The 26,116-nt window shown below is 70.9% G+C and carries 29 protein-coding genes and 1 pseudogene; 17 read left to right on the top strand and 13 right to left on the bottom strand.

The window, feature by feature from the left end; translation table 11 throughout:
- Nucleotides 1–105 precede the first annotated feature (105 nt).
- The gene (locus AC3CHW_RS20530; protein ID WP_359322699.1) at nucleotides 106–279 is read right to left on the bottom strand and encodes a CsbD family protein; all 174 of its coding nucleotides are present in this window, start codon (nucleotides 277–279) and stop codon (nucleotides 106–108) included.
- 404 nt (nucleotides 280–683) lie between these two features.
- Here AC3CHW_RS20530 and AC3CHW_RS20525 point away from each other — a divergent pair, with 404 nt between their 5' ends.
- On the top strand, nucleotides 684–1,217 hold the full coding sequence (locus AC3CHW_RS20525) for a cupin domain-containing protein (protein WP_277321668.1): 534 nt from the start codon (nucleotides 684–686) through the stop codon (nucleotides 1,215–1,217).
- Here AC3CHW_RS20525 and AC3CHW_RS20520 read toward each other — a convergent pair.
- A complete protein-coding gene (locus AC3CHW_RS20520; RefSeq protein WP_488467430.1) occupies nucleotides 1,166–2,188 on the bottom strand; it encodes a putative protein N(5)-glutamine methyltransferase in 1,023 nt (340 codons plus the stop codon). The genes AC3CHW_RS20525 and AC3CHW_RS20520 overlap by 52 nt on opposite strands.
- Before the next feature lie 634 nt (nucleotides 2,189–2,822).
- Between AC3CHW_RS20520 and AC3CHW_RS20515 the strand changes: the two genes are divergently transcribed.
- Nucleotides 2,823–3,263, top strand: coding sequence for a VOC family protein (locus AC3CHW_RS20515; protein ID WP_488467429.1), 441 nt, complete (start codon nucleotides 2,823–2,825; stop codon nucleotides 3,261–3,263).
- Between the two features lie 241 nt (nucleotides 3,264–3,504).
- Here AC3CHW_RS20515 and AC3CHW_RS20510 read toward each other — a convergent pair whose 3' ends face one another.
- The 3 genes from AC3CHW_RS20510 to AC3CHW_RS20500 are packed head-to-tail and all read right to left on the bottom strand — an operon-like array spanning nucleotide 3,505 to nucleotide 4,480.
- Nucleotides 3,505–3,975 (bottom strand): hypothetical protein, encoded by a 471-nt coding sequence (locus AC3CHW_RS20510; protein ID WP_488467428.1) that lies wholly within the window; start codon nucleotides 3,973–3,975, stop codon nucleotides 3,505–3,507.
- Entirely contained in the window at nucleotides 3,972–4,289 is a 318-nt protein-coding gene (locus AC3CHW_RS20505) for a hypothetical protein (RefSeq protein WP_398607506.1), read from the bottom strand. Before AC3CHW_RS20505 ends, AC3CHW_RS20510 begins: the two co-directional genes overlap by 4 nt.
- Nucleotides 4,286–4,480 carry a hypothetical protein gene (locus AC3CHW_RS20500; RefSeq protein WP_488467427.1) on the bottom strand — a complete coding sequence of 65 codons (195 nt, stop codon included), beginning with the start codon at nucleotides 4,478–4,480 and terminating at the stop codon, nucleotides 4,286–4,288. The genes AC3CHW_RS20505 and AC3CHW_RS20500 overlap by 4 nt, the downstream gene beginning before the upstream one ends.
- A gap of 142 nt (nucleotides 4,481–4,622) precedes the next feature.
- Between AC3CHW_RS20500 and AC3CHW_RS20495 the strand changes: the two genes are divergently transcribed.
- The 6 genes from AC3CHW_RS20495 (at nucleotide 4,623) to AC3CHW_RS20470 (ending at nucleotide 7,743) form a co-directional block, all read left to right on the top strand.
- Nucleotides 4,623–5,567, top strand: a complete 945-nt coding sequence (locus AC3CHW_RS20495; protein WP_488467426.1) for a helix-turn-helix domain-containing protein — start codon at nucleotides 4,623–4,625, stop codon at nucleotides 5,565–5,567.
- Nucleotides 5,524–5,661 (top strand): DUF397 domain-containing protein, encoded by a 138-nt coding sequence (locus tag AC3CHW_RS20490; protein ID WP_488471118.1) that lies wholly within the window; start codon nucleotides 5,524–5,526, stop codon nucleotides 5,659–5,661. The genes AC3CHW_RS20495 and AC3CHW_RS20490 overlap by 44 nt, the downstream gene beginning before the upstream one ends.
- Nucleotides 5,662–5,694: 33 nt before the next feature.
- On the top strand, nucleotides 5,695–5,904 hold the full coding sequence (locus tag AC3CHW_RS20485; protein WP_488467425.1) for a DUF397 domain-containing protein: 210 nt from the start codon (nucleotides 5,695–5,697) through the stop codon (nucleotides 5,902–5,904).
- A 44-nt stretch (nucleotides 5,905–5,948) separates the two neighbouring features.
- On the top strand, nucleotides 5,949–6,158 hold the full coding sequence (locus tag AC3CHW_RS20480) for a DUF397 domain-containing protein (RefSeq protein WP_488467424.1): 210 nt from the start codon (nucleotides 5,949–5,951) through the stop codon (nucleotides 6,156–6,158).
- A gap of 33 nt (nucleotides 6,159–6,191) precedes the next feature.
- Complete coding sequence (locus AC3CHW_RS20475; protein ID WP_488467423.1) at nucleotides 6,192–6,410, top strand: DUF397 domain-containing protein; 219 nt, start codon at nucleotides 6,192–6,194, stop codon at nucleotides 6,408–6,410.
- 292 nt (nucleotides 6,411–6,702) lie between these two features.
- On the top strand, nucleotides 6,703–7,743 hold the full coding sequence (locus AC3CHW_RS20470; RefSeq protein WP_488467422.1) for an aromatic ring-hydroxylating oxygenase subunit alpha: 1,041 nt from the start codon (nucleotides 6,703–6,705) through the stop codon (nucleotides 7,741–7,743).
- 114 nt (nucleotides 7,744–7,857) lie between these two features.
- On the opposite strand, the gene AC3CHW_RS20465 is transcribed toward AC3CHW_RS20470, so the two are convergent.
- A complete protein-coding gene (locus AC3CHW_RS20465; protein WP_398607512.1) occupies nucleotides 7,858–8,655 on the bottom strand; it encodes an SDR family NAD(P)-dependent oxidoreductase in 798 nt (265 codons plus the stop codon).
- A gap of 59 nt (nucleotides 8,656–8,714) precedes the next feature.
- Between AC3CHW_RS20465 and AC3CHW_RS20460 the strand changes: the two genes are divergently transcribed.
- Nucleotides 8,715–9,107 (top strand): MerR family transcriptional regulator, encoded by a 393-nt coding sequence (locus AC3CHW_RS20460; protein WP_488471117.1) that lies wholly within the window; start codon nucleotides 8,715–8,717, stop codon nucleotides 9,105–9,107.
- Nucleotides 9,108–9,180: 73 nt separating this feature from the next.
- Here AC3CHW_RS20460 and AC3CHW_RS20455 read toward each other — a convergent pair whose 3' ends face one another.
- From AC3CHW_RS20455 to AC3CHW_RS20445, 3 genes are all read right to left on the bottom strand, one after another.
- Complete coding sequence (locus tag AC3CHW_RS20455) at nucleotides 9,181–10,044, bottom strand: alpha/beta fold hydrolase (RefSeq protein ID WP_488467421.1); 864 nt, start codon at nucleotides 10,042–10,044, stop codon at nucleotides 9,181–9,183.
- A gap of 187 nt (nucleotides 10,045–10,231) precedes the next feature.
- Nucleotides 10,232–11,299 (bottom strand): Rieske 2Fe-2S domain-containing protein, encoded by a 1,068-nt coding sequence (locus AC3CHW_RS20450; protein WP_488467420.1) that lies wholly within the window; start codon nucleotides 11,297–11,299, stop codon nucleotides 10,232–10,234.
- A 524-nt stretch (nucleotides 11,300–11,823) separates the two neighbouring features.
- Entirely contained in the window at nucleotides 11,824–13,383 is a 1,560-nt protein-coding gene (locus AC3CHW_RS20445) for an aminotransferase-like domain-containing protein (RefSeq protein WP_488467419.1), read from the bottom strand.
- A gap of 46 nt (nucleotides 13,384–13,429) precedes the next feature.
- On the opposite strand from AC3CHW_RS20445, the gene AC3CHW_RS20440 reads away from it, so the two are divergent.
- The 3 genes from AC3CHW_RS20440 to AC3CHW_RS20430 all read left to right on the top strand — a co-directional run bounded on the left by AC3CHW_RS20440 (nucleotide 13,430) and on the right by AC3CHW_RS20430 (nucleotide 16,162).
- On the top strand, nucleotides 13,430–13,882 hold the full coding sequence (locus tag AC3CHW_RS20440; protein ID WP_398607516.1) for a carboxymuconolactone decarboxylase family protein: 453 nt from the start codon (nucleotides 13,430–13,432) through the stop codon (nucleotides 13,880–13,882).
- 370 nt (nucleotides 13,883–14,252) lie between these two features.
- A complete protein-coding gene (gene serC, locus AC3CHW_RS20435) occupies nucleotides 14,253–15,371 on the top strand; it encodes a phosphoserine transaminase (RefSeq protein ID WP_398607517.1) in 1,119 nt (372 codons plus the stop codon).
- 302 nt (nucleotides 15,372–15,673) lie between these two features.
- A complete protein-coding gene (locus tag AC3CHW_RS20430; RefSeq protein ID WP_187117993.1) occupies nucleotides 15,674–16,162 on the top strand; it encodes a PPOX class F420-dependent oxidoreductase in 489 nt (162 codons plus the stop codon).
- A 194-nt stretch (nucleotides 16,163–16,356) separates the two neighbouring features.
- Here the strand turns inward: AC3CHW_RS20430 and AC3CHW_RS20425 are convergent, their stop codons facing one another.
- On the bottom strand, nucleotides 16,357–17,403 hold the full coding sequence (locus tag AC3CHW_RS20425; protein ID WP_488467418.1) for a hypothetical protein: 1,047 nt from the start codon (nucleotides 17,401–17,403) through the stop codon (nucleotides 16,357–16,359).
- A gap of 196 nt (nucleotides 17,404–17,599) precedes the next feature.
- Here AC3CHW_RS20425 and AC3CHW_RS20420 point away from each other — a divergent pair, with 196 nt between their 5' ends.
- The 5 genes from AC3CHW_RS20420 (at nucleotide 17,600) to AC3CHW_RS20400 (ending at nucleotide 22,939) form a co-directional block, all read left to right on the top strand.
- A complete protein-coding gene (locus tag AC3CHW_RS20420) occupies nucleotides 17,600–18,229 on the top strand; it encodes a Uma2 family endonuclease (protein ID WP_488467417.1) in 630 nt (209 codons plus the stop codon).
- Between the two features lie 77 nt (nucleotides 18,230–18,306).
- Nucleotides 18,307–19,305, top strand: coding sequence for an aldo/keto reductase (locus AC3CHW_RS20415; RefSeq protein ID WP_398607521.1), 999 nt, complete (start codon nucleotides 18,307–18,309; stop codon nucleotides 19,303–19,305).
- 212 nt (nucleotides 19,306–19,517) lie between these two features.
- Entirely contained in the window at nucleotides 19,518–19,961 is a 444-nt protein-coding gene (locus AC3CHW_RS20410) for a hypothetical protein (RefSeq protein WP_488467416.1), read from the top strand.
- A 73-nt stretch (nucleotides 19,962–20,034) separates the two neighbouring features.
- Complete coding sequence (locus AC3CHW_RS20405; RefSeq protein WP_488467415.1) at nucleotides 20,035–22,317, top strand: hypothetical protein; 2,283 nt, start codon at nucleotides 20,035–20,037, stop codon at nucleotides 22,315–22,317.
- Between the two features lie 91 nt (nucleotides 22,318–22,408).
- Nucleotides 22,409–22,939 carry a hypothetical protein gene (locus AC3CHW_RS20400; RefSeq protein ID WP_488467414.1) on the top strand — a complete coding sequence of 177 codons (531 nt, stop codon included), beginning with the start codon at nucleotides 22,409–22,411 and terminating at the stop codon, nucleotides 22,937–22,939.
- 225 nt (nucleotides 22,940–23,164) lie between these two features.
- On the opposite strand, the gene thpR is transcribed toward AC3CHW_RS20400, so the two are convergent.
- The 3 genes and pseudogenes from thpR to AC3CHW_RS20385 all read right to left on the bottom strand — a co-directional run bounded on the left by thpR (nucleotide 23,165) and on the right by AC3CHW_RS20385 (nucleotide 26,092).
- Nucleotides 23,165–23,731, bottom strand: coding sequence for an RNA 2',3'-cyclic phosphodiesterase (gene thpR, locus AC3CHW_RS20395; RefSeq protein ID WP_488467413.1), 567 nt, complete (start codon nucleotides 23,729–23,731; stop codon nucleotides 23,165–23,167).
- 411 nt (nucleotides 23,732–24,142) lie between these two features.
- A pseudogene (locus AC3CHW_RS20390) lies at nucleotides 24,143–25,465 on the bottom strand (MFS transporter); the annotation flags it as partial.
- A 162-nt stretch (nucleotides 25,466–25,627) separates the two neighbouring features.
- Nucleotides 25,628–26,092: a MarR family winged helix-turn-helix transcriptional regulator gene (locus tag AC3CHW_RS20385; RefSeq protein WP_176162231.1), complete on the bottom strand. Its 465-nt coding sequence runs from the start codon at nucleotides 26,090–26,092 to the stop codon at nucleotides 25,628–25,630.
- Nucleotides 26,093–26,116: the final 24 nt, after the last annotated feature.

The following is a 26,116-nucleotide window of genomic DNA, read 5'->3' as shown; positions in this document are numbered from 1 at the left end:
CTCCCGCACGACCGCGCACCCCATGACACTGGGCCCTCGCGGACGGGGGAATCCGCGAGGGCCCAGAACAGGAAAGCTCAGAGGAGGGCTGAGAAGGGGGCGACGTCAGTCCTTGAGGACGTCCTTGATCTTTTCCTTGGCGTGTCGGGCGTCGCCCTTGGCCTGGTCGGCCCGGCCCTCCGCGGTGAGGCGCTCGTTGCCCACGGCGCGCCCGGCGGCTTCCTTGACCTTGCCCTTGGCCTGGTCGGTCTTGGCCTCGGTCTTCTTGTCGGCAGCCATGTCACTCACACCTTGATCTACTGGACATCAGGTACATCAAGCGTCTGACCGCTGTGATCCCGTTCAAACACGGCCAACGACGGCGGCAGCCGGACGCGGCGCGAGCGGTGACCGGGGCAGACCGCCGTCCCCGGCCCGGCGTCCGGGCGCCCGCTCGTCGCCAGCTCGATCGGCTGTGGCAGACCCGAGCCGTTGTCTCGCCCGTCGCAGGTGACTGTCCTACGACCACAGCCCTAGGCCAAGCCCGAGCCCAGTCCGGCCCCAGGCCCGATGCCGCCGCCCGGGGCTCCGGGCCCACTATGGAGATCACAACCGATCACCCCGGAACCGCCCCCGGCCCCCGACCCCCGGCCGCACCAACGCCCACCACACCGGCCACACCGCTACCGCAAGAGGAGCCACCGATGTCCTACCTGGAACCCCTCGCCTACCCCGAGCCCCGCTACCACGGCGCCGAAGGCGAGGTGAACGCGGTCTTCCGGCCGGCGGACGCCCCGCCGGACCTCTCCTCGCCCGGCGGCACCACCCACTACCTGGCCACCAACGAGTCCACGGGTGGCGAATTCGGCCTGTACAAGGTGGAGTTGGCGGCGCGTTCCGCGGGCGCCAAGCCGCACTTCCACCGGGCGATGTCGGAATCCTTCTACGTACTCTCCGGCGAACTGGAGCTGTACAACGGCGAGAAGTGGGTCACGGGCCGCGCCGGCGACTTCCTGTACGTGCCGGTCGGCGGCCTGCACGGGTTCAAGAACGCGACCGACGAGCCCATGACCATGCTCATGCTCTTCTCGCCGGGCGCGCCGCGCGAGGAGTACTTCGAGCGGGTGGCGGAGATGTCCCAGCGCGGCGGCGAGGAGCTGAAGCGGTTCCGCCACCGGCACGACAGCTACTTCGTGGAGGACTTCGAGCCGGGGACGGGTGGCGGCGGCGCGGCGTAGCCGTGGGTACGGCCCTCCGGGGCGGCCGGCGGCACCAGGGCGGCCGGTGACTCCGGAGCCACCCGGCCAGACGGGGCGGCCGGGGCGGTGCCGACCACGACCGTGACGTCCAACTCCTCCGAGGTCGTCAGTCGCGCTGTCAGCCCGCCCCGTACGAAGGCCAGTGCGGCGCGCGCGGCCTGTCGCTCGCTCGTCTCGACCAGGACGCAGCCGCCGGGCGCCAGCCACTCGCGCGCGCCGGCGGCCACCCGGCGCAGCACGTCGAGCCCGTCCGTGCCGCCGTCGAGGGCCACCAGCGGCTCGTGGTCGCGGGCCTCGGACGGCAGCAGCCCGACCGCGTCCGTCGGGACGTACGGCACGTTCGCCGCCAACACGTCGACCCGCCCGCGCAGCACGGCGGGTAGCGGCGCGAACAGGTCGCCCTCGTACACGCGCCCGCCGACGTCGGCGACGTTGCGCCGGGCGCAGCGCACGGCGGCCGGGTCCACGTCGGCGGCGTACAGGGCGGTACGCGGCCCGAGCGCGGCCACCAGGGCGGCGCCCACCGCGCCAGAGCCGCAACACAGGTCCACCACGACGGCCCCGGCCCTCCCTTCCCGCGCCACCGACCGCCGGCCAGCCGCGTGCGCGACGGCCTGGCTGACCAGGAACTCCGTACGCCGCCGGGGTACGAACACCCCGGGGTCGAGCGAGATCCGCAACCCGCGGAACTCGGCCCAGCCCACCACCTGCTCCAGCGGCAACCCGGCCACCCGGCGCCGCACCATCGTCTCGACCTCCTCCGGCGTGCGGGCGGTACGCAGGATGAGCCGCGCCTCGTCCTCGGCGAACACGCAGCCCGCCGCCCGCAGGCGGTCGACCACGCCGGGCGAGACGGGAGGCGAGGCGGGCAGCGCGTACGGGGACAGGTCCGGGCACGGGCCCGTGCCCGTGCCCGGGTGCGTCGGGGACTGCGCTACGTGGGGGGACATGCAGGGTACGTCGTAAACGTGTGACACGGGAACCTTTCGAGGCGCCTGCGGGGCCCCTGGGTTCACCTAGGCGATGAACCGCACCCATGCGAGGGGGAGCGCCCGACCTGACACTGCGGTAATGGGGCTCACCTCCTCGTTCGCTCGACCGTCCACGGCTGGAGCGCGCCACTGTACCCGACCGGCGCGCGGGCACCAGTCGCGCGCCCCCACGCGTGCGGACCGGTGGCCCGGGCGGGCCGGCGGCGGTGGGCTGACTGGAGGGTGTCCGTACGCGGCTGTCTCGGCCGGGACCACCGCAGCCCACGGGGAACTCCACCCGCCAAGGGTGACCCGGCACCGTGACTTGGCTGGGGAGGCGCAATGCTCAAGCGCGCACGCTGCGAATCGTCGAGGAAGCATGGAAAAGCGGGGGCGGCGCGCTGCGGCTGATCGCCTTCGTGGGAGCGGCCACCTGCGCCGCACTCACCCTCGGTGGTGGCGCCGGGCTCGCGGGGCTGCTGTAGCGGTGCTGAGGCGCGACCCGGATTCTTCGGAGTTCGGTGGTCTGAGGATGTCGAGAACGTGCCACCGGCTCCGTCCCAGGGACATCAGCGGCCACCACCAGCCGCACGAGGAAGAAGGAGAAACCAGCATGGCGATTCAGCGGATGGACAACGTCGGCATCGTCGTCGAGGACATGGATGCCGCCATCGCGTTCTTCGTGGAACTCGGTATGGAGCTGGAGGGCAGGGCGGAGGTCGAGGGCCTCTTCGCCGACCAGTGCACCGGACTCGACGGCGTCCACTGTGACATCGCGATGGTCCGGACCCCGGACGGTCACAGCCGGCTTGAGCTGGCGAAGTACCGCAGCCCCACGGCGATCAGCGCAGGGCCGCGCAACCAGCCGCACAACGTTCTGGGCACGCACCGCGTCATGTTCGCCGTCGACGACCTTGAGGACACCGTTGCCCGCCTGCGCCCTCACGGCGCCGAACTCGTCGGCGAGATCGCCCGGTTCGAAGACAGCTATCTGCTCTGCTACCTCCGCGGCCCGGAGGGCATCATCGTCGGACTGGCCGAGCAACTGCGCTGAGAAGGAAAAACCGAACCAAACAGCCGCACGAGACCATCGAGGTTCTGAACCGCCCGATCAGCCAGGAACCGCTGGCCCGTGACGTGACCCGCCTGGCCTACGTCGCCAAGGACGGAAACCCGCGCAACCACCCCACCCTCGTACGTCCCGCGCTCACGGGCCACCCGTGACGAGCGGGCGCGCTGCGACGGCCTCGCCGACGTCCGCGTACGTCGGTTGTGGCGGCCCAGCGCGCGGGTGGTCACAACGCGTCGGCCGCCCCCGACGTGCCCCGCCACAGCAGTGGCGGCGGCTGGCCGGTCACGGCGACGCGCAACGCGTGCACCAGGGCCACCCGGCCCAGTTCCGCGATCGGCGTCCACACCAGCTCGTGATCACCGCAGTCGCACGGCACGAGGCCACCGTCCGTACCGAGCCAGCCGCCGTCCACGATCAGCGCGAGCTGTTCCGGGCACGCGCCGCCCTCGTCCGACCGCTGGTCCACGGCGAGCAGGCGCGGCTGGAGCGGCTGCCGAAGGCCCAGCGCGGTCGCGACCCGCCCCGCCGCCGTACGCGCCGGTTCGCCCGGCCGCACGATGACGCCGGGTGGCTCGGCCGCACCGCCGCGGGCAACCTGGAGGACCCGGGGCCACGACCGGGAGACGTCCAGCGGCGTGGCCGGGTCGGCCGGATGCCATACGAGGAGTTCGACCCGCACCTCACACGCCGTCACGAAGCGCCACCCGCGAGCAGGGTCATCGCGGCACACTCCGTTGGCTCCCGGTCGTCGAAGGTGCACATGCCGGCCGCGCTCGCCCCGTCCGACCAGAACCACGCCTCGTCGGTGGTGTACTCGACCCGCCGCGCGTTGGGGCACAGCACGTCCTTGCCGAGCGCGTCGGGGTCGAACAGCGAGAGTTCGTAGGCGTGTTGGAAGTCGACGTCGGTCGTCGGCTCCCACGCGTCGCCGTCCCGGAGGAAGAACCGCAGGGCAAGCCCCTTGACGATGACCCGGTGCGCGCCCACCAGCGCGAGGTGCCGCGTCACGCGACCTCACCCCCGCTGCGCGCGTCCCGGTGGCGCGGGCAGCGGCAGGCGCCCCACGCGGCGGCGCGGTGCTGGTACTCCAGCTCGCCCCGGGTGACGATCTCCGGATCGACGCGAACGTCCCAACTGGCAACAGAGCAAGGCATTTCGCCGGGCCGCATGCGGTACACCCGCAGGCTCATCGTGCGCATGATTTTTCCTTCCACCGCCCACTTCGCGGCTACAACGGGATTACTCTCCGTACCCTGCCGATCGTTGCCCGTGAGGGCCCCGGCGCACTACCGGCACAGCCGTGACAGGGGCGCCCCTGTCACTTACGGAGAGTGATGGAGCGTGAAGCACAAGACACCTTCCGGACGTACGACATCGGCCGAGTTGTTCGGCGAACTCGTCCGCCAGTTACGCATCAGGGCCGGCCTCACCCAGGACCAACTCGCGTCGGCGCTGCCGGTGGACCGCTCGCTCATCGCCCACATCGAAGCGGGCAAGCGCCGGCCGGACCTGGAGCACGTGAAGGTCTTCGACAGGCTGCTCGACGCGGGTGGGTTGCTGGTGGAGATGTGCGGCAAGGTGGACTGGTACTCCACCCACCCCGCGCATCCGGACTGGTTCAAGAAACGTGCGGAGATGGACGCGAAGGCAGTGGGGCTCCGCGTCTGGCACACACAGTTGGTGCCTGGTCTGTTGCAAACCCCGGATTACGCGCGGGCGGTGTTCACACGCGAGGGGCTAAGTCCTGACCAGGTGGAAGGTCGCGTACAGGCGCGGCTGAGTCGACAAGAACGCTTCCTCGACATCGACGGACCACCGCTGCGCCTGGTGCTCGAAGAAAGCGCGCTCTACAACGTCGTTGGCGGAGCCCACGTCATGCGCGACCAGTGCGCGCACCTGCTCTACGTGACGCATGCGGCGAACATGGTGGTCCAAGTGTTGCTCGCTACCCGGAAGGAGACGCCGCGCCCCGCCACGTCGCTGTCGCTGATCGCCCTCCCGCAGGGTCGCGAAGTGCTGTACTCGGAATCAGTCAACAGTGGACACTTCGTCAATGACCCAACCGTCGTCCGTGACGCCGGGCGGACATACGATTTACTGCGTACGGAATCGCTATCGGCCAGCGAGACTGCCACTCTGATCAGAGACGTGATGGAAAGGTACGACCAACGTGATGATCCACGAACTCAGCGCGGCGACATGGCAGAAGAGCAGCTACAGCGCCGGCAACGGCGGCGACTGCATCGAGGTAGCCCCCGGATTCCCCGGCGTCGTCCCCGTACGTGACAGCAAGGACCCACACGGCCCGATCCTGTCGTTCGACGCCCCGGCGTGGGCAGCATTCATCGACAGCGTAAAGACAGGCGACTTCAACGCCTAACTCCAAGCCCGGCCAGCGAAGGAGGACCCCCACATGGTCACCAACCCCTCGCACCACGGCACCTGGCAGAAGAGCAGCTACAGCGGCGACAACGGCGGCGAATGCGTCGAAGTCGCCACCGGACTCCCCGGTGTCGTGCCCGTACGCGACTCCAAGGACCCCGCCGGACCCGCCCTCGCCTTCACCACTTCGGCGTGGGCGGCGTTCGTCGCCGGCATCAAAGCAGGCGACTTCTCCGCCTGACCACCCAGGCCAGCCAGCGAAGGCCAGCGAAGGGAACCCCCGCAATGGTCGACAACCCCTCGCGCCCCAACACCTGGCGCAAGAGCAGCTACAGCGGCAGCAACGGCGGCGAGTGCGTCGAAGTCGCCACCGGACTCCCCGACGTGGTCCCCGTACGCGACTCCAAGGACCCCGACGGGCCGACCCTCACCTTCGACGCCTCGGCATGGGCAGCATTCGTAGCAAGTGTCAGGAACGGCGACTTCAGCTCCTAACAACCAGGCCAACCAGCGAAGGAGCGCCCCGGCATGGCAACCAACCCCTCGCACCACGGCACCTGGCGCAAGTCCTCGTACTCCAACAACGGCGGCAACTGCATCGAATGGGCCCCCGGCCACGCAGCCGCCGCTACCGGCGTCGTCCCCGTCCGTGACAGCAAGGACCCACACGGCCCCACCCTCGCCTTCGACGCCCCAGCGTGGACCGCGTTCCTCGCCGGCATCAAGGCAGGCGACTTCGACGCCTGACCCGCACGCGCGCGACGCGGCACACCCGTCGCTCTCAGGCTCCGCAGCCGAGAGCGGCGGGTCCGTCCGCCCCGCCCCAGGGCAGAGCGGCGACACAAGCCCCGACGTCGCCCCCTGACGCCGCGCGCAGCGCCCCCCGCACGCTCCCCGTTGCCGTCAAAGCGCCCCGGTCGCATCGCGTACGCGGTGGTGGGCCGGGCAGTGACCATCGACGGTTGATGGTCATCGACGGAGGACGTACATGGCACTGCTTGGTTGGGGCGGGTTACGGCGGAGTGAGGCCATCCCGGCCGTGTCCGAAGCGCAGTTGACGCCACGGTTGCCGTATCCGGACGGGTGGTTCGCCCTGGCGACCAGTGGCGAGGTGCCGCCTGGGGGTGTCGTGACGCGGCGGCTGGCCGGGGCGGACGTGGTGCTCTACCGGACGCGCTCCGGGCGGCTGCGGGCGATCGAGCCGTACTGCCCGCACCTGGGCGCGCACCTGGGGCACGGCGGGGCCGTGGAGGGGGAGGAGATCGTCTGTCCGTTCCACCGCTTCCGCTTCGACGCCGACGGCGGGTGCGTGGCGACCGGGTACGGCACGCCGCCGCCCAAGGCCCGGCTGACCGGGCTGGAGTGCCGGGAGCTGGACGGCATGATCTTCGTGTGGCGGCACTCCCTTGGCGAGCCGCCCTCGTGGGAGATCGAGACGCTGCCGCCGGCCGGCTTCACCAAGCCGTACTGCGGGCGGCACGTGCGCCTTGACCACCCGCAGGAGGTCATGGAGAACATCGTGGACTACGGGCACTTCTACCCGATCCACGGCTACCACCACGAGATCATCGAGGCGCCGACGTTCGAGGGCGAGCGCCTACAGACCACCTCCCGGCTGCGTACGGAGGGCTCCTGGCTCAAGGTGGCCTCCACCACCCCCGCCTCGAAGGTGGTCATCCAGGGGCTGGGCGTCGTACGGGTGCAGGTGGAGAGCGAGCAGTTCGGCGGGTTCCGGGCACGGGCGTGGTTCTGCGTGACCCCCGTGGACCCCCTCCACGTGGAGATCCGCAGCTCGGTGGCGCTGCGGTGCGACAACCCGTTCGTCCACCGCCTCGCGCCGCTCATCGCCCGCGCGTACGTGTGGGCGGCGTGGCGTGACACCAGCGAGGACGTCCCCATCTGGCAGAACAAGATCTACCTGGAACGCCCGCGCCTGGCCAAGGGAGACGGCCCGATCATGCCGTTCCGGCGCTGGGCCAGGCAGTTCTACACCGAGCCCCACCCGGCCATCCCGACGCGGCCCCCACGGCCCCGCCCGGCGCGGAACCCCGGGCCGGCCGCCGTCGGGGACAGCCGGTGACGGAGCCGCCGACGAGGCGGTGACCGCGCCGCACGGCACCGCGTCCTCCCACGGCCGGTCAGGCCGGGCCGTGGGAGAACACCGCCTACCGGGCGGCGGCGGCAGAGGCGCAGGTCACTCCCCCAGGCCCTGCCCGAAACCGCCGTCGACGGGCAGCTCCACGCCCGTGGTGAACGTGGCGTCGACGGCCAGGTACAGCGCGGCGGCGGCGACCTCGTCCACCGTGCCGCCGCGCCCCATCGGCGTGGACGCGTTGCCCTGCTCGACGAACTCCGCGCGCTGCTCCTCGGTCAGTTCGGCGACGCCCATGGTGGGGGTGAGGATGAAGCCGGGGGCGAGCGCGTTGACCCGTATCCCGCGCGGCAGCAGCTCGGCGGCGAGCACCTTCGAGAAGGCGGTGACGGCCTCCTTCGCCGCGGAGTAGGCGCTGAGGCCGGGGAAGATCCGGTCGTTGGAGACGGTGGTGAACACGATCGAGCCACCCTCGGCCATCAGCGGCGCCAGTGCCTGGACGGTGAAGAAGGCGCCCTTGGTGTTCACGTCGAAGATGCGGTCCCACGACTCCTCGGTGACCTCCTCCAGCGTCTGGAACTCGGCGATGCCCTGGTTGACGAACAGGTAGTCCACGCCGCCGAGGCGGTCGGCGACCTGGTCGCGGAGGGCCGCGATGGCCGTGGTGTCGGTGGCGTCGGAGCGCACCGGGTGGGCCAGCGGGGTGTCGAGCGCCGCCCGCGCCTCGGCCAGGCGCTCGTCGCCGCGCCCGGTGAACACCACCTCCGCGCCCCGGTCGGTCAGGGCCTGGACGATGGCCCGGCCCATGCCGATGGTGCCGCCGGTCACGACGGCCTTCTTGCCAACCAGGTCCTGTGGCTTGTCAGTTGAGACCTGCTGAGCACTGCGGTTCGTTGTCATGGCGGTTAAGCTAGACCTTGACGTCAATGTCAAAGTCAACCGTCTATGCCGGGGGTCACATGTTCATCGGCGAGCTGGCGAAGCGCTCCGGCGTCAGCACCAGGAGCCTGCGCTACTACGAGCAGCAGGGGCTGCTGCGACCACGGCGGCGGGCCAGCGGCTACCGCGAGTACGACGACTCCGACGTGGCCACCGTGCGCCGGGTCCGGGTCCTGCTCGCGGCCGGGCTGAACACCGACCTGATCCGGGAGGTGCTGCCCTGCATGGCCGACGAGGGGGCGATCCTGGCGCCGACCTGCGACGAGATGGCCCAGGATCTGCGGGACGAACGCGAGCGCATGAGCCGTTCCATCGAACAGCTCCAGGCCGCCCACGCCATGCTCAGCTCGATCATCCACGCGGGCGAGGCGCTCACCGCCGGGACCGGGGCCGGTCCCGGCGGCACGGCGTAGGCGTACGCGTTCCGCCGGGGGAACGCGGACGACGTGGGGCCGCACGTCGGCCCGTACGACGCCGTGTTCACGCTCACGCGCCGCGCTGTACGTCCCCGACGGTGGCGGCTGCCGGTGCGGGGGCCGCGACGAAGTCGAGCAGGTCCTGGTTCACGCGCTCGGCGTGGGTGACGAAGAGGCCGTGTCCCGCCGCCGGGTACTCCCGGTACACGTTGTCCGGCACCAGGTGGGCCAGGCGCCGGCCGCACAGGTCGATGGGGGCGGAGGCGTCGGCGTCGCCGTGGAGGATCAGGGTGGGTACCCGGAGCGCGCTGACCTCCTCGCGCAGATCGGTGCAGAACCCCGTCCTGACCACCTCGACGGCGGCCTTGGCCGAACAGTCCAGGCACCTGCGCACCGTCTGCTCGATGAGTTCGGTGGAGACCGTGTTGCCGAGGTGGGTGGCGAAGAACGCCTGCGCGTTCTGGGCCATCCACCGGGGCCGGTCCCGGGCCTGTGTCGCCAACAGGGCGTCGAGGACCTCCTGTCCGATGCCCTCCGGGTGGTCGGGCGTCTCGACCAGCAACGGCGCGGTGACGGCCATCAGCACCACCCGGCTCACCCGGGCGTAGCCGTGGCGGGTCAGGTACCGGATCACCTCTCCCCCGCCCATCGAGTGCGCCACCAGGGTCACCTCGCGCAGGTCGAGGCGGTCGAGCAGCGCGGCGAGGTCGTCGGCGAGGGTGTCGTAGTCGAAGCCGTGGCCGACCCAGTCCGAGCGGCCGTGGCCCCGCTTGTCGAAGGCGACGCAGCGCAGCCCCCGCTCGGAGAGCGGAAGCATCTGGAGCTCCCACGCGCTGCTGCTGAGCCAGGCCCCCGACACGAACACCACCGGCTTGCCCCGGCCCCAGTCGGTGTAGAACAGGCTTGTTCCGTCGGAACCCTCGAAGTACGGCATCAGCGAATCCCCTTCCGGGACGCGGCGGCGTGGTGATGGGGGCAACTCTCGCCCGACACCGATCACCCCGTCGATTACCGCTGAGGTAGTAGCGCTCAGGCGGTACCGCTGAGGTAGTAGCGCTGGGGCGGTACCGCTGAGGTAGTGGCGCTGAGGGGGTAGCGCTGAGGTGGTACCGCCCGCGCGGTCAGGCGATGCGGGCGGGCGGTTGGGCGTCGGCTGTCGGTTCGGAGGGCGCGGACGTGAACTGTGCCGCCCAGCGCCGGTACTTCATGATCGGTCCGTCGCCACGAGCGAGCCGAGGGTGTTCCACGTGCGCGCGGTGCTGCCAGATGGCGACGTCGCGGGCGCTTTGGCTGACGGTGGCTCGCGCGAACGGCACCGAGATCAGGGCGGCCAGCGCACGGGCCAGCCAGCGGCACCTGCGCCAGGTGAACCGTACGGTGACCGTCGAGCGCAACACGGCCTGGCCGGGGCTCACCGGGGTCACGCAGGTCCAGTTGCGAAGGTGCAGACCGATGCGGGGGCTGGTGGCCTCGCCGTACAGGACGCCCAGGCCATAGGCGGTCGTCTCCATCGCGGGTGCCCACAGGGGTGCGGACCGTGACTGGCCGTCGGCGCGTCCGAGCCGGTACGCGCTCATCATGCGGGCGCCGAGGAAGCGCGGTGGCGAGACCACTTCCAGGGCCACCTTGTGCAGGGGTACGAAGTGCCCGTAGTCGACGACGTTCTCCATGAAGTCGTCCGGGTGCGCGGCCACGGTCCGCGCCGACGCGCGGGCTCGGGGGAACGCCGCCGGCGGCGGTACGTCGATCTCCCAGGTGGGGCCCGTGCCTTGCGCGTGCCGCCACACGAAGATCAGGCCGTCGATCTCCCGGAACTCGACCGGGCCCAACCGAGTCGGGGGCGGTGGGGTGTCGTACCCCGTGCGTACGCAGGCTCCGTCGGGGGCGAACTCGAAGTGGTGGAAGGGGCAGACGAGGTTCTCCCCGCGCACGGTGCCGCCGTGGCCGAGGTGCGCGCCCAGGTGTGGGCAGAACGGCCTCACGGCGCGGAGCCGTCCGGTCCGCGTGCGGTAGAGCACCACGTCCTGCCCTGCCAGGCGTCGAGTGACCACCTTGCCGATCCCTACTTCGGCGCTCGTGGCCACGGCGAACCAGCCGTCGGGGTAAGGGCGTTCGATGGAGCGGATCGGTGGCGTCAACGGCTCGCCGGGGTCCGCTTGTTGATCCTCTCCGCCCGGCTTTCCCGTCATCCGCTCATGGGGCGCGGGCGAAGGCAGAGGCGTGGGTGGTGAGGGCGAAGCCTGGGTCGTGGGGGTTGGCTGGTCGGGATCGGTGGGCCGGTGGGGATGTGGCAGCGACATATCGCCCCTGTCCTTTCCTGCTTCCTTCTGCTTCTTCCTGCCTTCTGTGCGTGCCGTGCCTCGCGTCGCGGTGATGGGACGGTGGGCGGGTGGGCTCCGTCGCGGGCCCTCTCGTGCGGACCTCAGCAGCATCACAGTGGTACGCCGCGCCGAAACGGTCTTTCAGGCGCCACATCACTAAAAGGCGGGAATGGAGCATGCGGAGGTTTGCGTACGGCGCCGGCAAGGCCAGGACGTCTCCGACACGCGATCCGGAACGGGTTCGCGGGGCCAGAATGTCAGCGAACCAGGTGCGTTCCGGTCCGGTAGCGGTCGGCGAGTGCGTCGAGGCGGGTGGCGATCGCCCGAAACCTGGTGGGCGCACGCGTGCTCCACGGTCCACCGCGTCACCAGGTTCCTTCGCCAGACAGAACCTAGGCCGGCGACGGCAGCGCCCGGCACAGCGCGTCCAGCGCGCCCGCGAACGTGTGGTCCGGGGGCGTGCCGTACCCCACCACCAGGCCGTCCTGGGGTGGCATCGGCGCGTCGGGGTGGCGGTAGGGGCTCAGGCCGTCCACGGCCAGGCCCTGCCACGCCGCGGCCTGCACGATGGTGCGCTCCGTGCCCGGCGGCAGCTCAAGGACCGCGTGCAGGCCGGCCGCGATGCCGGTGACGGCGATGTGCGGGGCGCGCTCGGCGAGCAGCGCGACCAGTTGGTCGCGCCGGCGCCGGTAGCGCTGCCGCATCCGCCGTACGTGCCGGTCGTACGCCCCCGACTCGATGAGGTCGGCGAGGACGAGTTGGTCGGGCACGCTCACCCACAGCTCACGCTCGCCCTTGACCGCGAGCACCGCGTCCACCAGCGCGTCCGGCAGCACCAGCCAACCGAGCCGGACCGCCGGGGACAGGCTCTTGCTGACCGAGCCGACGTACACCACGTGCGCCGGGTCGAGCCCCTGCACGGCCCCGACGGGCTGCCGGTCGTAGCGGAACTCGCCGTCGTAGTCGTCCTCGATGACCAACCCGTCGGTGGCGCGCGCCCAGTCGATGACGGCCGCCCGGCGCTCGGGGTGCAGCGGACCGCCGGTCGGATACTGGTGCGCGGGCGTCAGCAGCACCGCGCGGGCGTCGAAGGCCGCCAACTCGGCGACCCGCGCGCCGTGTTCGTCCACCGGCAGCGGTACGCCACGGATGCCGGCGCGGCCGAGGATCGTCCGGTGGAAGCCGAGGCCGTACGACTCCACGGCCACCGTCACCCCGCCGTCGCGCCCGCGCGCGCCGCCCGTCAGCACGTCCGGCACCGCGTCCGCGACCCGCCCCCACGCCGCGGCCCGGCCCGTGTCACCGAACCCGCCGTGCGGCGGGACCGCGCGCGGCGGGCCCCCGTCCCGCGCGGCCTCGACCAGCACCTCAGCCAACAGCCGCAGGCCGTGCGCGAAACCCGAGCAGATCACGATGCGTTCGGGGTCGGCCCGCACGCCCCGGGCGCGGGCCAGGTACTCCGTCAGGACGTGGCGCAACTCGACGCGTCCGCGCGGGTCGTTGACGCCGAACGCCGAGCTGGGCGCGTTGGTCAGCGCCCGGCGCGAGGAGGTGAGCCAGGCGGCGCGCGGGAAGGAGGAGGCGTCGGGCGCGCCGGGGTGCAGGTCGAAGGTGGGGCGGGCGGCCAGCGACGGGCGGGTGGGCGCGCGCGGGGCGGCGGGCCGTGGCGGCACGGCGCCCGGCGCGACCCGGGTGCCCGCGCCCCGGCGGGCGGTGAGCCAGCCCTCGGCGACGAGTTCGGCATACGCCTCGGCGACGGTGTTGCGGGCCACGCCGAGGTCCACCGCGAGCGTGCGGTAGGCCGGCAGCCGGGTGCCGGGCACGAGCCGCCCGGTGCGGATCGCCTCCCGCAGGGCCCGCGTCAACGAGGCCCGTACACCTCCCGGACCGGTCAATTCCAGATGGAGGTCACTACCGAGCCCATCGGTCACTTTGCCCCACGATTCCGCCATGGCAATGAACCATATGTGCGCGCGTTCGGCCTCCTAGAGTCGAGGTATGACCACTGAACACACCGCCCGGATGAACTTCACCAAGGCCGCCCCCAAGGTCTTCCAGGCCATGATCGACCTGACCGCCGCCGCCAAGGAGGGTCTTGACCACTCCCTCATCGAGCTGGTCCAGATCCGCGCCTCGCAGATCAACCACTGCGCGTACTGCCTGCTCATGCACACCACCGACGCCCGCAAGGCCGGTGAGAGCGAGGAGCGCATCAACCTGGTCAGCGCGTGGCACGAGGCGCCCACCTTCTTCTCCGAGAAGGAGCAGGCGGCGCTGGCCCTGACCGAGGCCGTCACGCTGCTGCCGAACGGCGTCTCCGACGAGGTGTACGCGCGGGCCGCCGAGCACTTCGACGAGGCCGAACTGGCCAAGCTCATCGGCGTCATCTTCGCCATCAACGCGTGGAACCGGATCGCCGTGACCACGAGCAAGGTCCCCGGCACGGCCTGAGTCGTCCTGAGTCGGCCCGACCCGGCACGGCACGGGCGCACGGGCGGCGCGGGCCGGGGCTCGCCCCCGGCGCGTGCCGCCCCGTACGGGTGCGACGGCCGGGCCCGCGCGGGGTCACCACACCGCGCAGGCGCGGCCTCGTCGCCGTGTACGGGCCCGGCCTCGTCGCCGTGTACGGGCCCGGGGTCGCCCCCCGCGCGGGCCTGGCACCGGCGTCCGCCAGGGCGCCCGAAAACCGACGCCATTCCAGGGGCATATTCAGCCTGATCCGGCCCGTATCCGGTCACCTCTGATCGCGAACGGTGCTCACCTGGTCTCATACGGTGGACCGCCCTCTAGCACGTTCGACGTAACGGATTAGGCTTCGCCCGTGGCTGAGATCCAGATTCCTGCTGACATCAAGCCCGCCGACGGACGCTTCGGCTCGGGCCCCTCCAAGGTGCGCACGGAGGCGCTCAGCGCCCTGGCCGCCACCGGCACCTCGCTGCTGGGCACCTCACACCGGCAGCCGCCGGTCAAGGACCTGGTGGGCCGGGTCCGCGCGGGCGTGCGCGAACTCTTCTCGCTGCCCGACGGGTACGAGGTCATCCTGGGCAACGGTGGCACCACCGCCTTCTGGGACATCGCGACCCACGGCCTGATCGAGCGCACCTCGCAGCACCTGACCTTCGGCGAGTTCTCGTCGAAGTTCGCCAAGGCCGCCAAGCTCGCCCCGTGGCTGGGTGAGCCGACTGTGATCAACTCGGACCCCGGCACCCACCCGGAGCCGGTCGCCGAGGAGGGCGTGGACGTCTACGCCCTCACCCACAACGAGACCTCGACCGGTGTGGCAGCGCCGCTGCGCCGGGTCGCCGGGGCCGACGACGGAGCGCTCGTCCTGGTGGACGCGACCTCCGGCGCCGGCGGCCTGCCCGTCGACATCACCGAGACCGACGTCTACTACTTCGCGCCGCAGAAGTCGTTCGCCGCGGACGGCGGCCTGTGGCTGGCGGCGTTCTCGCCCGCCGCCCTGGAGCGCGCCGCGCGCGTGCACGGCTCGGGGCGGTACGTGCCCGAGTTCTTCTCGCTGCCGACCGCGATCGACAACTCGCTCAAGAACCAGACGTACAACACCCCGGCGCTCGCCACCCTCTTCCTCCTCGCCGACCAGCTCGACTGGATCAACGGGCAGGGCGGCCTCGACTGGGCCGTGCGGCGCACCGCCGACTCCTCGTCCCGTCTGTACGACTGGGCGGAGAAGTCGTCGTACGCCTCGCCGTTCGTCGCCGAGCCGGCGCAGCGCTCCCAGGTCGTCGGCACCATCGACTTCGCCGACAGCGTCGACGCCGCCGCTGTCGCCAAGGTGCTGCGGGCCAACGGGATCGTGGACACCGAGCCCTACCGCAAGCTGGGCCGCAACCAGCTCCGGGTCGCCATGTTCCCGTCCGTGGACCCCGCGGACGTCGAGGCCCTGACGGCCTGCGTGGACCACGTCATCGAGAAGCTCTGACCCCCGGCGGGTCCACCCGCCACCGCTGCCCACCCGTGAGCCCCGCCCGGCACCGCCGCCGAGCGGGGCTCACGCGTACCGCCCTCCGGGCTTTCGGGGCGTGTGTCGTGGGTGGGGCGGGGCGCTTCGGACGGGGACGTGTCGGCGCGTCGGGCGGGGGCGGGGGCGCGTGGCGGTGCGCCGGGCGGGGGTTCTCGCCGACCCGTCGGGCGGGGTACGCGGGTCCGGCGCGCGGCGGGCGGCGCCACGCCGGGCGCGCCGCACGGGTGACGCGGCGCGCGTGCCGTGCCTTCATGGACCGTATGACCCACTCCCCCCGACCACCCGGCCGGCTCCCCGACCCGCCAGGCCCCGGGCTCGCGCCGTACGTCCGGCAGAAGACCGTGCTGCTCACCACGTACAAGCGGGACGGCTCGCCCGTCGGCACCCCGGTGCACATCGCCGTGGACGGCGACCACGCGTACGTCCGTACCTACAGCACCGCCTGGAAGGTGCGGCGGCTGCGCCACGACCCCCGGGTGACCCTCGCCCCCTCCACCACCCGGGGCGTCCCGACCGGCCCCGCCACCCCCGCCCACGCCCGGCTCCTCGACCCGGCCAGCCCGGAGAACGCGCGCGCGGCCCGCCTGCTGGCCCGCAAGTACCCGCTCACCCACGGCGTCCTGGTGCCGCTGCTGCACCGGGCGAAGCGGGTGCGCACACTCCACTACGAACTGCGGTTGCGGCAGCCGACGGACGGCGGCCCCGAGCACACGGGCCCCGACGGGGCGCCGCACGGAGACCCGACCTGACGGCGACGGCAACCCGACCCGGTGGCGATGGCGACGGCGGCCCGGCCTGACGGCGGGCCGGTCGCCGTGGAGCGCGACCGGCCCCGATCGCCCGACGTGGCGGGTCAGCCGGCCGACCCGTCAACTCCGCCGACCGGCACCACGCCTCCGGCGGGTCGGGTTGGGTTGGGTTGGGTTGGTTCGGGCCGGACGGGTCACCTGCGGCCGAACAGCCGGCGGGCGGCCATGCCGAGGGCGGTGCCGACCACGAGGAGGACGCCGACGAGGTAGTAGTTGCCGGAGTCGCCGTCCCCGTCCGCGCCGCCGTCGGCCAGCGAACCCTTCCCGCCGTCGGCGCCGCCGTCCTTCCCCCGCTCGCGGCGTACCTGCGGCGTGACCTGGTCGTCGTCGAGGTGCACCGCCGAGACCCGGCTGCGCCTGCCTTCCGTGCCGTACATCAGCGTGCCGCCGTCCAGGGTGTACGTCACCGACTCGCCCTGCCGCTGGATCGGCATCCGTGGCTCGGCGATCTTCTTCGGCTTGCCGTCGCGCCAGTCGAAGAGGGCCGACTCGAAGTAACCACGCAGCACCAGGTGCGCGCCGTCGGGCGAGAACGCGCCGTCCGTCGCCCACACGTCCACGTCGCCGACCCGCTCGAAGCGGTTCACGCCGGTGGTCGAGAGCTTCGCGGGCCCGGCGTACAGCCCGGCGCCCTCCTCGCGCTTGCTGACGATGTAGACCCGGCCCGTCTTCGGGTGCACCATCATCGCCTCGGCGTCCCGTGGCCCGTCCGCGTACTGCACCGTGTACTGCTTCGCGGTCACCGTGGTGTCCGCGAGCCGCTTCGGCTCGGGGAACGCGTAGATCCACACCTTGGGCCAGGTGCCGCCCATGTTGTCGCCGATGTCCGCCACGTAGACCTGGCCGTCGGGCCCGACCGAGATCGCCTCCACGTCGCGCGGATCGCCGATGCCGCGCAGCGTCACGGTGGCGACCGTACGGCCCGTCTCGCTGTCCACGGCGTACACGTACGGCCCGTCGTCGCTGTCGTTGTGCGTCCAGTACACGCCGGGGTGCGCCCGGCTCGCGGCGAGGCCGCTGGACTCGGTGATCCGCTCGTCCTCGATGGTGAACGACGACGGCCGGTCGCCGGCGCCCGCGGCGTACGCGGACGCGGCGGGAGCCGACCCCAACGGGGCGGCGGGGAGCGCCACCAGAACGGCGGCGAAGGCACAGGTGACGACGCGAGCAAGCGAACCCATGGGCGTAAGCCTGCCATCCCCGCACGCGGGCCCGCGGCGCGCGTTCCGGGTCCCCCGTACGGGCCGGCGGCTCCCACCTCGCTCGGAAGCCCCGGCGCACACCCTTTGGTCAACCCTGAGTGACCAAACCACCCGTACGACGGAAGGTACGACAAGCGTCCTGGGTACGCTGAAAGGGTCGGCAAGAATCCCGATCATGGGAGCACCGATCATGCCCGTCACGCCACAGCCCGAGTGGCCCCGCCCGCCCGTGGGCGGGTACACCGCCGACGATCTGGACCGGCTTCCCAACCTGCCTCCGCACACGGAGCTGATTGACGGGAGCCTTGTTTTCGTGAGTCCGCAGACGGCCTTCCACACGCTGACCATGCGACTGCTGGAGAACCGGCTCACGCGCAGCGCGCCGCCCGACCTCATGACCTTCCGGGAAATGACCATCGCCATCGACGCGCGCAACCGCCCCGAGCCGGACGTGATGGTGGTCCGCAGCGACGCCTTCACCGGCCTGGCCCAGACGTCGTTCCAGCCCGCCGACGTGGTCCTGGCCATCGAGGTCGTCTCCGCCGACTCCGAGGCCCGGGACCGCGAGTCCAAGCCGTTGAAGTACGCCGCGGCCGGCATCCCGCACTTCTGGCGAGTGGAGGAGGCCCGCGGGCTGCCTGTCGTCTACGTCTTCGAGCTCGAACCCGCCCGGCGTACGTACGCGGTGACCGGCATCTACCACGAGCAACTCAAGGTCGCCGTGCCCTTCCCGGTCGAGATCGACCTGGCCGCGATCGACCCGCGCCAGCGCGGCGGCGCGGGGGCCGCGCCGGACGCCGAGTAGCCCGGCCCGCGCGAGGGGCGGGTGGGGCGAGTGGTGCTCTTGCTTGGAGTCCGCTCCAAGGCGTTGGCTTGGGCTCCATGAAGTACACGCAGCTCGGACACACCGGTCTCAAGGTCAGCCGCCTGGTGCTCGGCACCATGAACTTCGGTCCGCAGACCGACGAGGCGGACAGCCACACGATCATGGACGCCGCGCTCGACGCGGGCGTCAACTTCTTCGACACCGCCAACGCCTACGGCTGGGGCGCCAACAAGGGGCGCACGGAGGAGATCATCGGGTCCTGGTTCGCCCAGGGTGGCGAACGGCGCGACAAGGTCGTCCTCGCCACCAAGGCGTACGCCAACATGGCCCTCGACGACGGCGAGCCGTGGCCCAACCACGACAAGCTGTCGGCCCTGAACATCCGCAGGTCGGTCGAGGCCAGCCTGCGGCGGCTGCGCACGGACTACATCGACCTGTACCAGTTCCACCACGTCGACCGCGCGACGCCGTGGGAGGAGATCTGGCAGGCCGTCGACGTCCTCATCCAGCAGGGCAAGATCCTCTACGCCGGCTCGTCCAACCACGCGGGCTGGCACATCGCCAAGGCCAACGAGGCGGCGCGGCGGCGCGGTGCGCTCGGCCTGGTCAGCGAGCAGTGCCTGTACAACCTGGCCGAGCGCACCGCTGAGATGGAGGTCATCCCGGCCGCGCGGGACTACGGCCTGGGCGTCATCCCGTGGTCGCCGCTGCACGGCGGGCTGCTCGGCGGCGCGATCCGCAAGGAGCGGGAGGGCACCGCCGGCCGCACCGCCTCCGGCCGGGCCGCCACGACCCTCGCCGACCCGGCGGTGCGCCAGCGTGTGCAGGCGTACGAGGACCTGTTGGCCCAGCACGGCATCGAGCCCGGCGAGGCGGCCCTGGCCTGGCTGCTCACCCGGCCCGGCGTCACCGGCCCGATCGTCGGTCCGCGCACGGCGGAGCAGCTCGCGTCGGCGCTGCGCGCGGTCGAGCTTGAGCTGAGCGACGAGGTGCTGACCGGCCTCGACGAGATCTTCCCCGGCCCGGGCCCGGCACCGGAGTCCTTCGCCTGGTGATCGGCGTGGCGTGCGCCTGGTGATCGGCGTCGCGTGACGGGGTGGGCCCGAGCGTTCGATCGCTCGGGCCCGCCCCGCGTCATGCCGTGACACACCCTCCCGCACCGTGACCCCGAGTACACCGTTCGTCACCCTCACCCTGCTACCGTCCCTGACGGTAACTACGCTGCTACGTAAGAGAGTTACGGGACCCGGGGGAAGTAGGGGGAAGCATGTCGTTCCAGGAGGAATGGGGCCAGATCCGCAGCGAGGCGGCCACCCGAACGCGGCTCAACAGCGCGGGCGGTGGCGACGCCGACCGCTTGGTCGTCTACCAGGAGGACCTGGGCAGGGTCGGCCACGAGGCGTTCCTGCTGCACGGCCGGCTCAAGAAGGCCGGCGACATCGCCCGCGGGGCGGCGGGCGAGGGTTCGACCGCCAAGGCGGCCACCACCCTGACGTCGCACAACTTCACGCTGGGCGAAGCCCTGACCACGATGTCGGGAATCTGGGACGACCAGGTCAAGACGCTGCTCCAGTCGTGCGCGCACATCTCGAACCACCTCGACTTCTCGAAGAAGTCCCACACGCGCGAGGACAAGGAAATCGCCGCCACCATGTCGCACCGCGACGGCAGCGCGATGACGGCCTCGGAACTAACGCAGTACTACCGCTGAGCCGGGCGGAACGGCGTACGGGCATGGGCACGAGGACAGTGACGACAACGGAAACGCGTGAGGTGACCGCGGCATGGCAGGGCTGACGTACGACGACCTCTACCAGGTCTCCTTATCCAGCCTCGGTTCGGCGGCCGAGGACTGGAAGGAAATGGTGGACCAACTCGCCAAACTGGCCACCGACGCGACGGACGGCATGGTGCGACAGTCCGACGCGGCCCGCTGGGAGGGGGTGAACGCCGGCGTCACCCGCCCCTTCATCCGCACCACCGCCGCCGAGTTCCGCGACGCGCACGCCCAGGCCAAAAGCATCTGGAGCATGCTGCGTGACGCCCACCAGGACCTGACGGCGGTCCAGAAGGCCCTCAAGAAGGCCGTGGACGTGGACGCCAAGAAACACAGCATCCTGGTGTCGGGCGGCCCCGGCTCCACCGTCACCTGCACGTACGTGGACAGGTCCGGCGAGAAGACCAAGCTCAAGCCGGACCAGGTGGAATACCTCAAGGCGCTGGAAGAGCAGATCAACCACCTCCTCGTACAGGCCAACGAGATCGACGACTCGGTGAGCCGCGCTCTGGGAAGGATTCACGGCAACGACAGCCACAATTTCGGTCACGCGAAGTACGACACCCTGGACGATGCCCAACGCGAGCGCACCGTCCAACTCGCCAAGAAGAGCCTCGATCTTCACAAGGACGGCAAGGAGCTGAGCAACAAGGAACTGGCCGAGTTCCAACGACTCATGCAGAGCAACTCCAAGGACGCGGAATTCGCGGTCGAGTTCTACCGCGAGATGGGCCCCCAGGACGCCCTGCGGTTCCAGGCGCAGTTGGCGGTAGACGCGTCAACGGGCGACGACAGTACGCGCCTGGAGCTGGCGAAGAGCATCCAGAAGGACATGGGCCTGACCCTGGCCACGGCAACCGATCCCCCCACCGGCAAGGACAACCCCCACACGTCCTTCCGCGAGGACCGCACGTATCTGGGCAGGGCGTGGGTCAATGAGCTGAAGAAGGTGGGCACGAAGCCACTGGATCTCGGCGTCCACCACGCCGAACCCCTCGGCTACCAGGCCCTGGCGTCCCTGCTGCGGAACGGCAACTACGACAAGAGCTTCCTCAAGCCCATCGCCGAGGACATGGTCGTCTACGAACGGAAGAACGCGGGCTGGCCGACGCCCGACTCCTACCACGGCGACCTGGATCTGGCCCTCAGCCTCTCCGACAAGAAGAGTCCCGGCTGGGACCCGATGACCGGCCTCCTGGAGGGACTCGCGAACAGCCCGGACGCTTCCACCGCCTTCTTCAACGGCTCCACCGGCGGCGGCGACAGCGACCTGAAAAAACTCAGCAACCTGCAGTTCTTCACCAGCGAGGACGACGGCCGCGTATGGCCCTCCGACAAGCTCAGTGGCACCACCCACCCCGACGACGAAAGCACCCTCCCGTCCAAGCAGGCCCTGGGCCACGCCCTGGAATCCGCCACCTCGGGGCGACCCTACGGGGACGACGGGCCGACGCGGCCACATACAACGGGCCAAGCGGATGTCTTCGAGAAGGTGGTCCAGGAGTTTGGGAGTAACCCTGACTTGATCAAGCACGACGGGAACCTCGCGGTGATCGCTCCCAATCTGGGAAACATGTCGGCGGAGTACATGTATGACATCCAGCGGGACTTTTCGGGAGTGGGCGGAGCCGAGGTGTATTTCAAGCATGCGGGAGCCGTGGCAGACCTCTCCAATATGCAGGACAACGCGCTCAAGCAGTTCCTACGAGCCACCGCGGAAGATCCCAAAGCGTACGGGGCTATGGCCAACGCACAACAAGCGGTCACTACTGAAGCGATCCGAGTGGGCGTGGCCGACCCGGGAGCCCAATCACTCTCGGAAGTCTCCCAGCGCGCCACGCGGCCTGGCGGAATTGTCGCGGGCTGCATAGCTGAGGGAAGAGCCGAGGCTATCGCGGCGGCCGATGACAGTGTCAAGAAGATCGACGAGTACAACAAAAATGTGGAACTCGGCGACAAGTGGATTGGCCGCATCACGGACATGGCGGCGAACCACATCCCAGTAGCAGGCGACGCGGCATCGTGGATCACTGAAGACATTCGCGAAGCCGTGGTCAAGCACTACACGAAGGATGATGCTGACGCGGTCGCAGAAATTGAGAGGAACAGCGAGAATTACCTGGAAGAAGAAGCCAAGGAAACCGCAGAGGCAGCCAAGCGAGCTTTCATCAACGCCGCCCGGCAAGAAGGCGTCTCAACGGCTCCGGGGGCACCGGGATTCGCGGTAGCAGGAGACGTGTACTCGGCGGCTTACGCCAGCTTCAGGGACGGAAATTCCCGTAATGCCTAACAAACCTAGCCTACCCAAGGCTCTCAAGTCCCCAGCCGGCCTGGCGTTATCAGTCACCTTTACACTCCTCGCTGGCGCCGGAGCTTGGTGGATGTTCTCACCGGCCGAAGACACTATCGCCATACCGCAGAAAGTCTGCGACGAAGCGATCTCTAGCGACGCCCTTAGGGAGGCTCTCCCAAAAAAGGGTGAGAGATTCAAAGAGGAAAGCTCCCACCTCGGCACCTATTACGGAGACTGCAGAGTGACGGCGGGAGGCGAGAGAGCAACCTTCTCATACATCAACAATCCTGGAAATGTTTACCATCGTGATCAGATACAGAAAAAAGGCGTTCCGGTCTCCCTAGGAGGGGCTTACGGGTACATGGCACCCAACCACGTTATCTTGCTGTACGTGCCATGCGCCATTCAGCGCTCTACCGACCGCATACTCGTTCATACGGACACGTCGATGTCCACGCAGGACGACGCGGAAGAATACGGGCGCGCTAAGCCCGTCAAGGGTGACAAAGAGCTAACCCTGTTCACAGGGGTCGTGGCTCGCGGGCTGGCCCGGGGCCCACTCAACTGCCCCAACGCCGACAAGCTCCCCGAAGGCCCCGTAAAGATCCATTGGCCGTAGCAGCCCACGCCGGAATCAGCCCAGGAGGGCGGGCAAGGCCGTCGTCACCAGCGGGCATCACCCCACGAACGCCGCCACCGCCACCACCACAAGCAGCAGGATGAACGTGCCGCTCACGATCAAGCTTCTCATTTTCGGGTCCACCCTCCGAGGTTAGCCCGAGCGTCCGGCGGTGCGGTGACCGACCCGGGGGCGGGTCGCGGTCGCCGCGCGCCGGGGCCTCGCTCACGCGCCCAGTGGCCAGGACGTCAGCGTCTCGTAGCGGGGCTGGGCGCCGGGGATGCCCTGGGTGGGGAGGTTGCTGCGAACCAGGCTGAGGTGGGCGGCGCGCCATGGGTGGCCCTCGAAGTCGGCGAGGGCGGCGGCGTAGCGGGGTAGGTCGGCGGCGCCGGTGCGGTCGCGGGCCAGGGTGAGGTGCGGGGTGTACGCGCGGTGCTCGGTCGTGTCGATGCCGGCGCGGCGGGCCGCCGCCGACGCCGAGTCGGCCAGCCGGCGCATCGGGGGCAGGCCGCCGGACGCGCCGGCCCACAGGGCCCGCCCGCCGAAGGTGCCGGCGCCCTGGAAGCGGAGCTGGAAGTCGCCGTTGCGGTGTGCGGCGCGGCCGAGGCGGGTGTACAGCTCGGGCAGGGTGTCGGGGTCCACCTCGCCGTAGAAGGCGAGGGTGAAGTGCCAGTTCGCGCGGGCGGTCCAGGTCAGCCGGTCCGCGCCGGGCAGGTCGTGCAACGGGGCGACGGCCGCGGCGAGTTCCGCGGTGGCTGCCTCCGGTGGCAGCACGGCTGCGAAGAGTCTCATCCGCTCAGTTTCGCCCACGGGCACCGCCGCCCGGCCCGCCGGGGCGACCACGACCGACCCCCACCCTCGCTCCGGCCGGCCGGTCAGCCGGTCAGCCGGCTGGCTGGCTCGTCGTACGCCTGGCTTCGGCTACACGGTCTTCACCAGCGGCTTGCCCGTACCCGTACCCGTACCCGTGCCCGTACTCGTACCGCGACCACGCGCGGCACCGTCGCACAGCGCGGCACCCCCGTCGCTCGTGGCGTCATCGCCCGAAGCGGCACCATCGCCCGCCGCGGCGCCGCGCCCGCCGAGCCGGCCCGGGTCGGCCGGGCCACCCGCCGGGCGGTCTCCGGACCCCGCCGGCCCCCGCTCAGCCGCGGCCGCGGGAGGAGCGGCACCCGCTCCGGCCTCCGCAGGAACCGACCCGGCGCGCGGCACCAGCCGTACCAGGCGCTGGCCGCGGCGTAGGTCGAGGCGGACGCGGAGGCCGCCGACGCGCATGAGGACCAGGCCGACCGTGAGGGCCGCGAGGGCGGAGACCACGCCGCCGGCGATGAAGCCGGCGCGGGCGCCGTAGGTGTCGGTGGCCCAGCCGACGAGCGGGCCGCCGATCGGGGTGCCGCCGACGAAGACCATCATGTACAGGCTCATGACGCGGCCCCGCATCGACGGGTCGGTCGCGAGCTGGACGCTGGAGTTGGCGGTGACGTTGAACGTCAGGCCGAAGACGCCGATCGGCACCATCAGCGCGGCGAAGGCCCAGAACGAGGGCGTGAGCGCGGCGACGATCTCCAGCAGGCCGAACACCAGCGCCGCGCCGACCATCATGCGCAGCCGCGACGTGCCGCGCCGGGCGGCGAGCAGGGCGCCGGTCAGCGAGCCGGTGGCCATCAACGTGTTCAGCAGGCCGTACGTGCCGGGCCCGGCGTGGAAGACGTCGTCGGCGAAGGCGGTGAGCCAGATGGGGAAGTTGAAGCCGAAGGTGCCGATGAAGCCGACGAGCACGATCGGCCAGATCAGTTCGGGGCGCCCCGCGACGTACCGCAGGCCCTCGCGCAACTGGCCCTTGCCGCGTGGCGCGCGGTCCACGGAGTGCAGTTCGCCGGTCCGCATCATCAGCAGGCCGATCAGCGGGGCGGTGAAGGAGAGCCCGTTGAGCAGGAAGGCCCAGCCGCTGCCCACGGCGGTGATCAGGACGCCGGCCACGGCGGGGCCGACGAGGCGGGCGGACTGGAAGTTGGCCGAGTTGAGGCTGACGGCGTTACGCAGGTCGTTCGGGCCGACCATCTCCATGACGAACGCCTGCCGGGCGGGGGTGTCCACCACGGTGACCATGCCGAGCAGGAAGGCGATCAGGTAGACGTGCCAGACCTGGACGTGGCCGCTCAGGGTGAGCGCGGCGAGCGCGAGCCCGCACAGGCCGAGCGCGGTCTGCGTGAACAGCAGGATGCTGCGCTTGGGGTAGCGGTCGGCGATGACGCCGCCGTACAGGCCGAAGAGCAGCATCGGGAGGAACTGGAGGGCTGTGGTGATGCCGACGGCGGTGGCGGAGCCGGTGAGGCCGAGCACGAGCCAGTCCTGCGTGATGCGGGACATCCAGGTGCCGGTGTTGGATATGACGGCGCCGCTGGCGAAGAGCCGGTAGTTGCGGATCTTCAGCGAGCTGAACATCGTGCCGCGGGTCGGCGGAGAGTCGGTGGGTGTAGACGGTTTTGGTGCGGGTGCGGAGTCTGCTCCGGGTCCCGTACTCAAAGCGGCTTCGCCTCCTTTCGGTGCGGGGAGGCCGCCGCCGGGGCGGCCTCTCGGGTCGGCTTGGGTGGTTCGGTCGCTGTGGGGTCCTGACGGTCGGGGCGGGCCGGGGCGGGCCGGTGGCGGGTACCCGGCGCGCGGGTGGGCCGCACGCCGGGGCTGGCGTCACAGGTGGGCGAGCTTCTCCAGGACGGGCGCGGCGGCGCGCAGCGTGGCCCACTCGTCCTCGTCGAGCTGCCCGGCCAGGTCGGCCAGCCAGGCGTTGCGCTTGCGGCGGCTCTCCTCGAGCATCGCCTCGGCCCGCTCCGTCTGCGTGACGACCTTCTGCCGGCGGTCTTCCGGGTGTGGCTCCAGCCTGACCAGACTCTTGGCTTCGAGCAGGGCCACGATGCGGGTCATCGACGGTGGCTGTACGTGTTCCTTGCGGGCCAGCTCGCCCGGCGTGGCCGAGCCGCAGCGCGCGAGGGTCCCGAGCACCGACATCTCGGTCGGGCTGAGCGATTCGTCCACGCGCCCCCCGCGCCCGCCGTCGGAGACGAGCGGCTGGTGCTTGAGACGTCGGGAGAGGCGCATCACGGCGGATCGCAGTGAGTTCACGGCGGCAGCGTCGTCGCCGGTCAAGTCAGGCATGTATTTAGCGTAACTCATTACGCT

This window comes from Streptomyces sp. MGP-BFMKR1, from assembly GCF_057766585.1.
The sequence above is the reverse complement of the archived record's forward strand: the minus strand, read 5'-3'. Positions and strand labels throughout refer to the sequence as shown.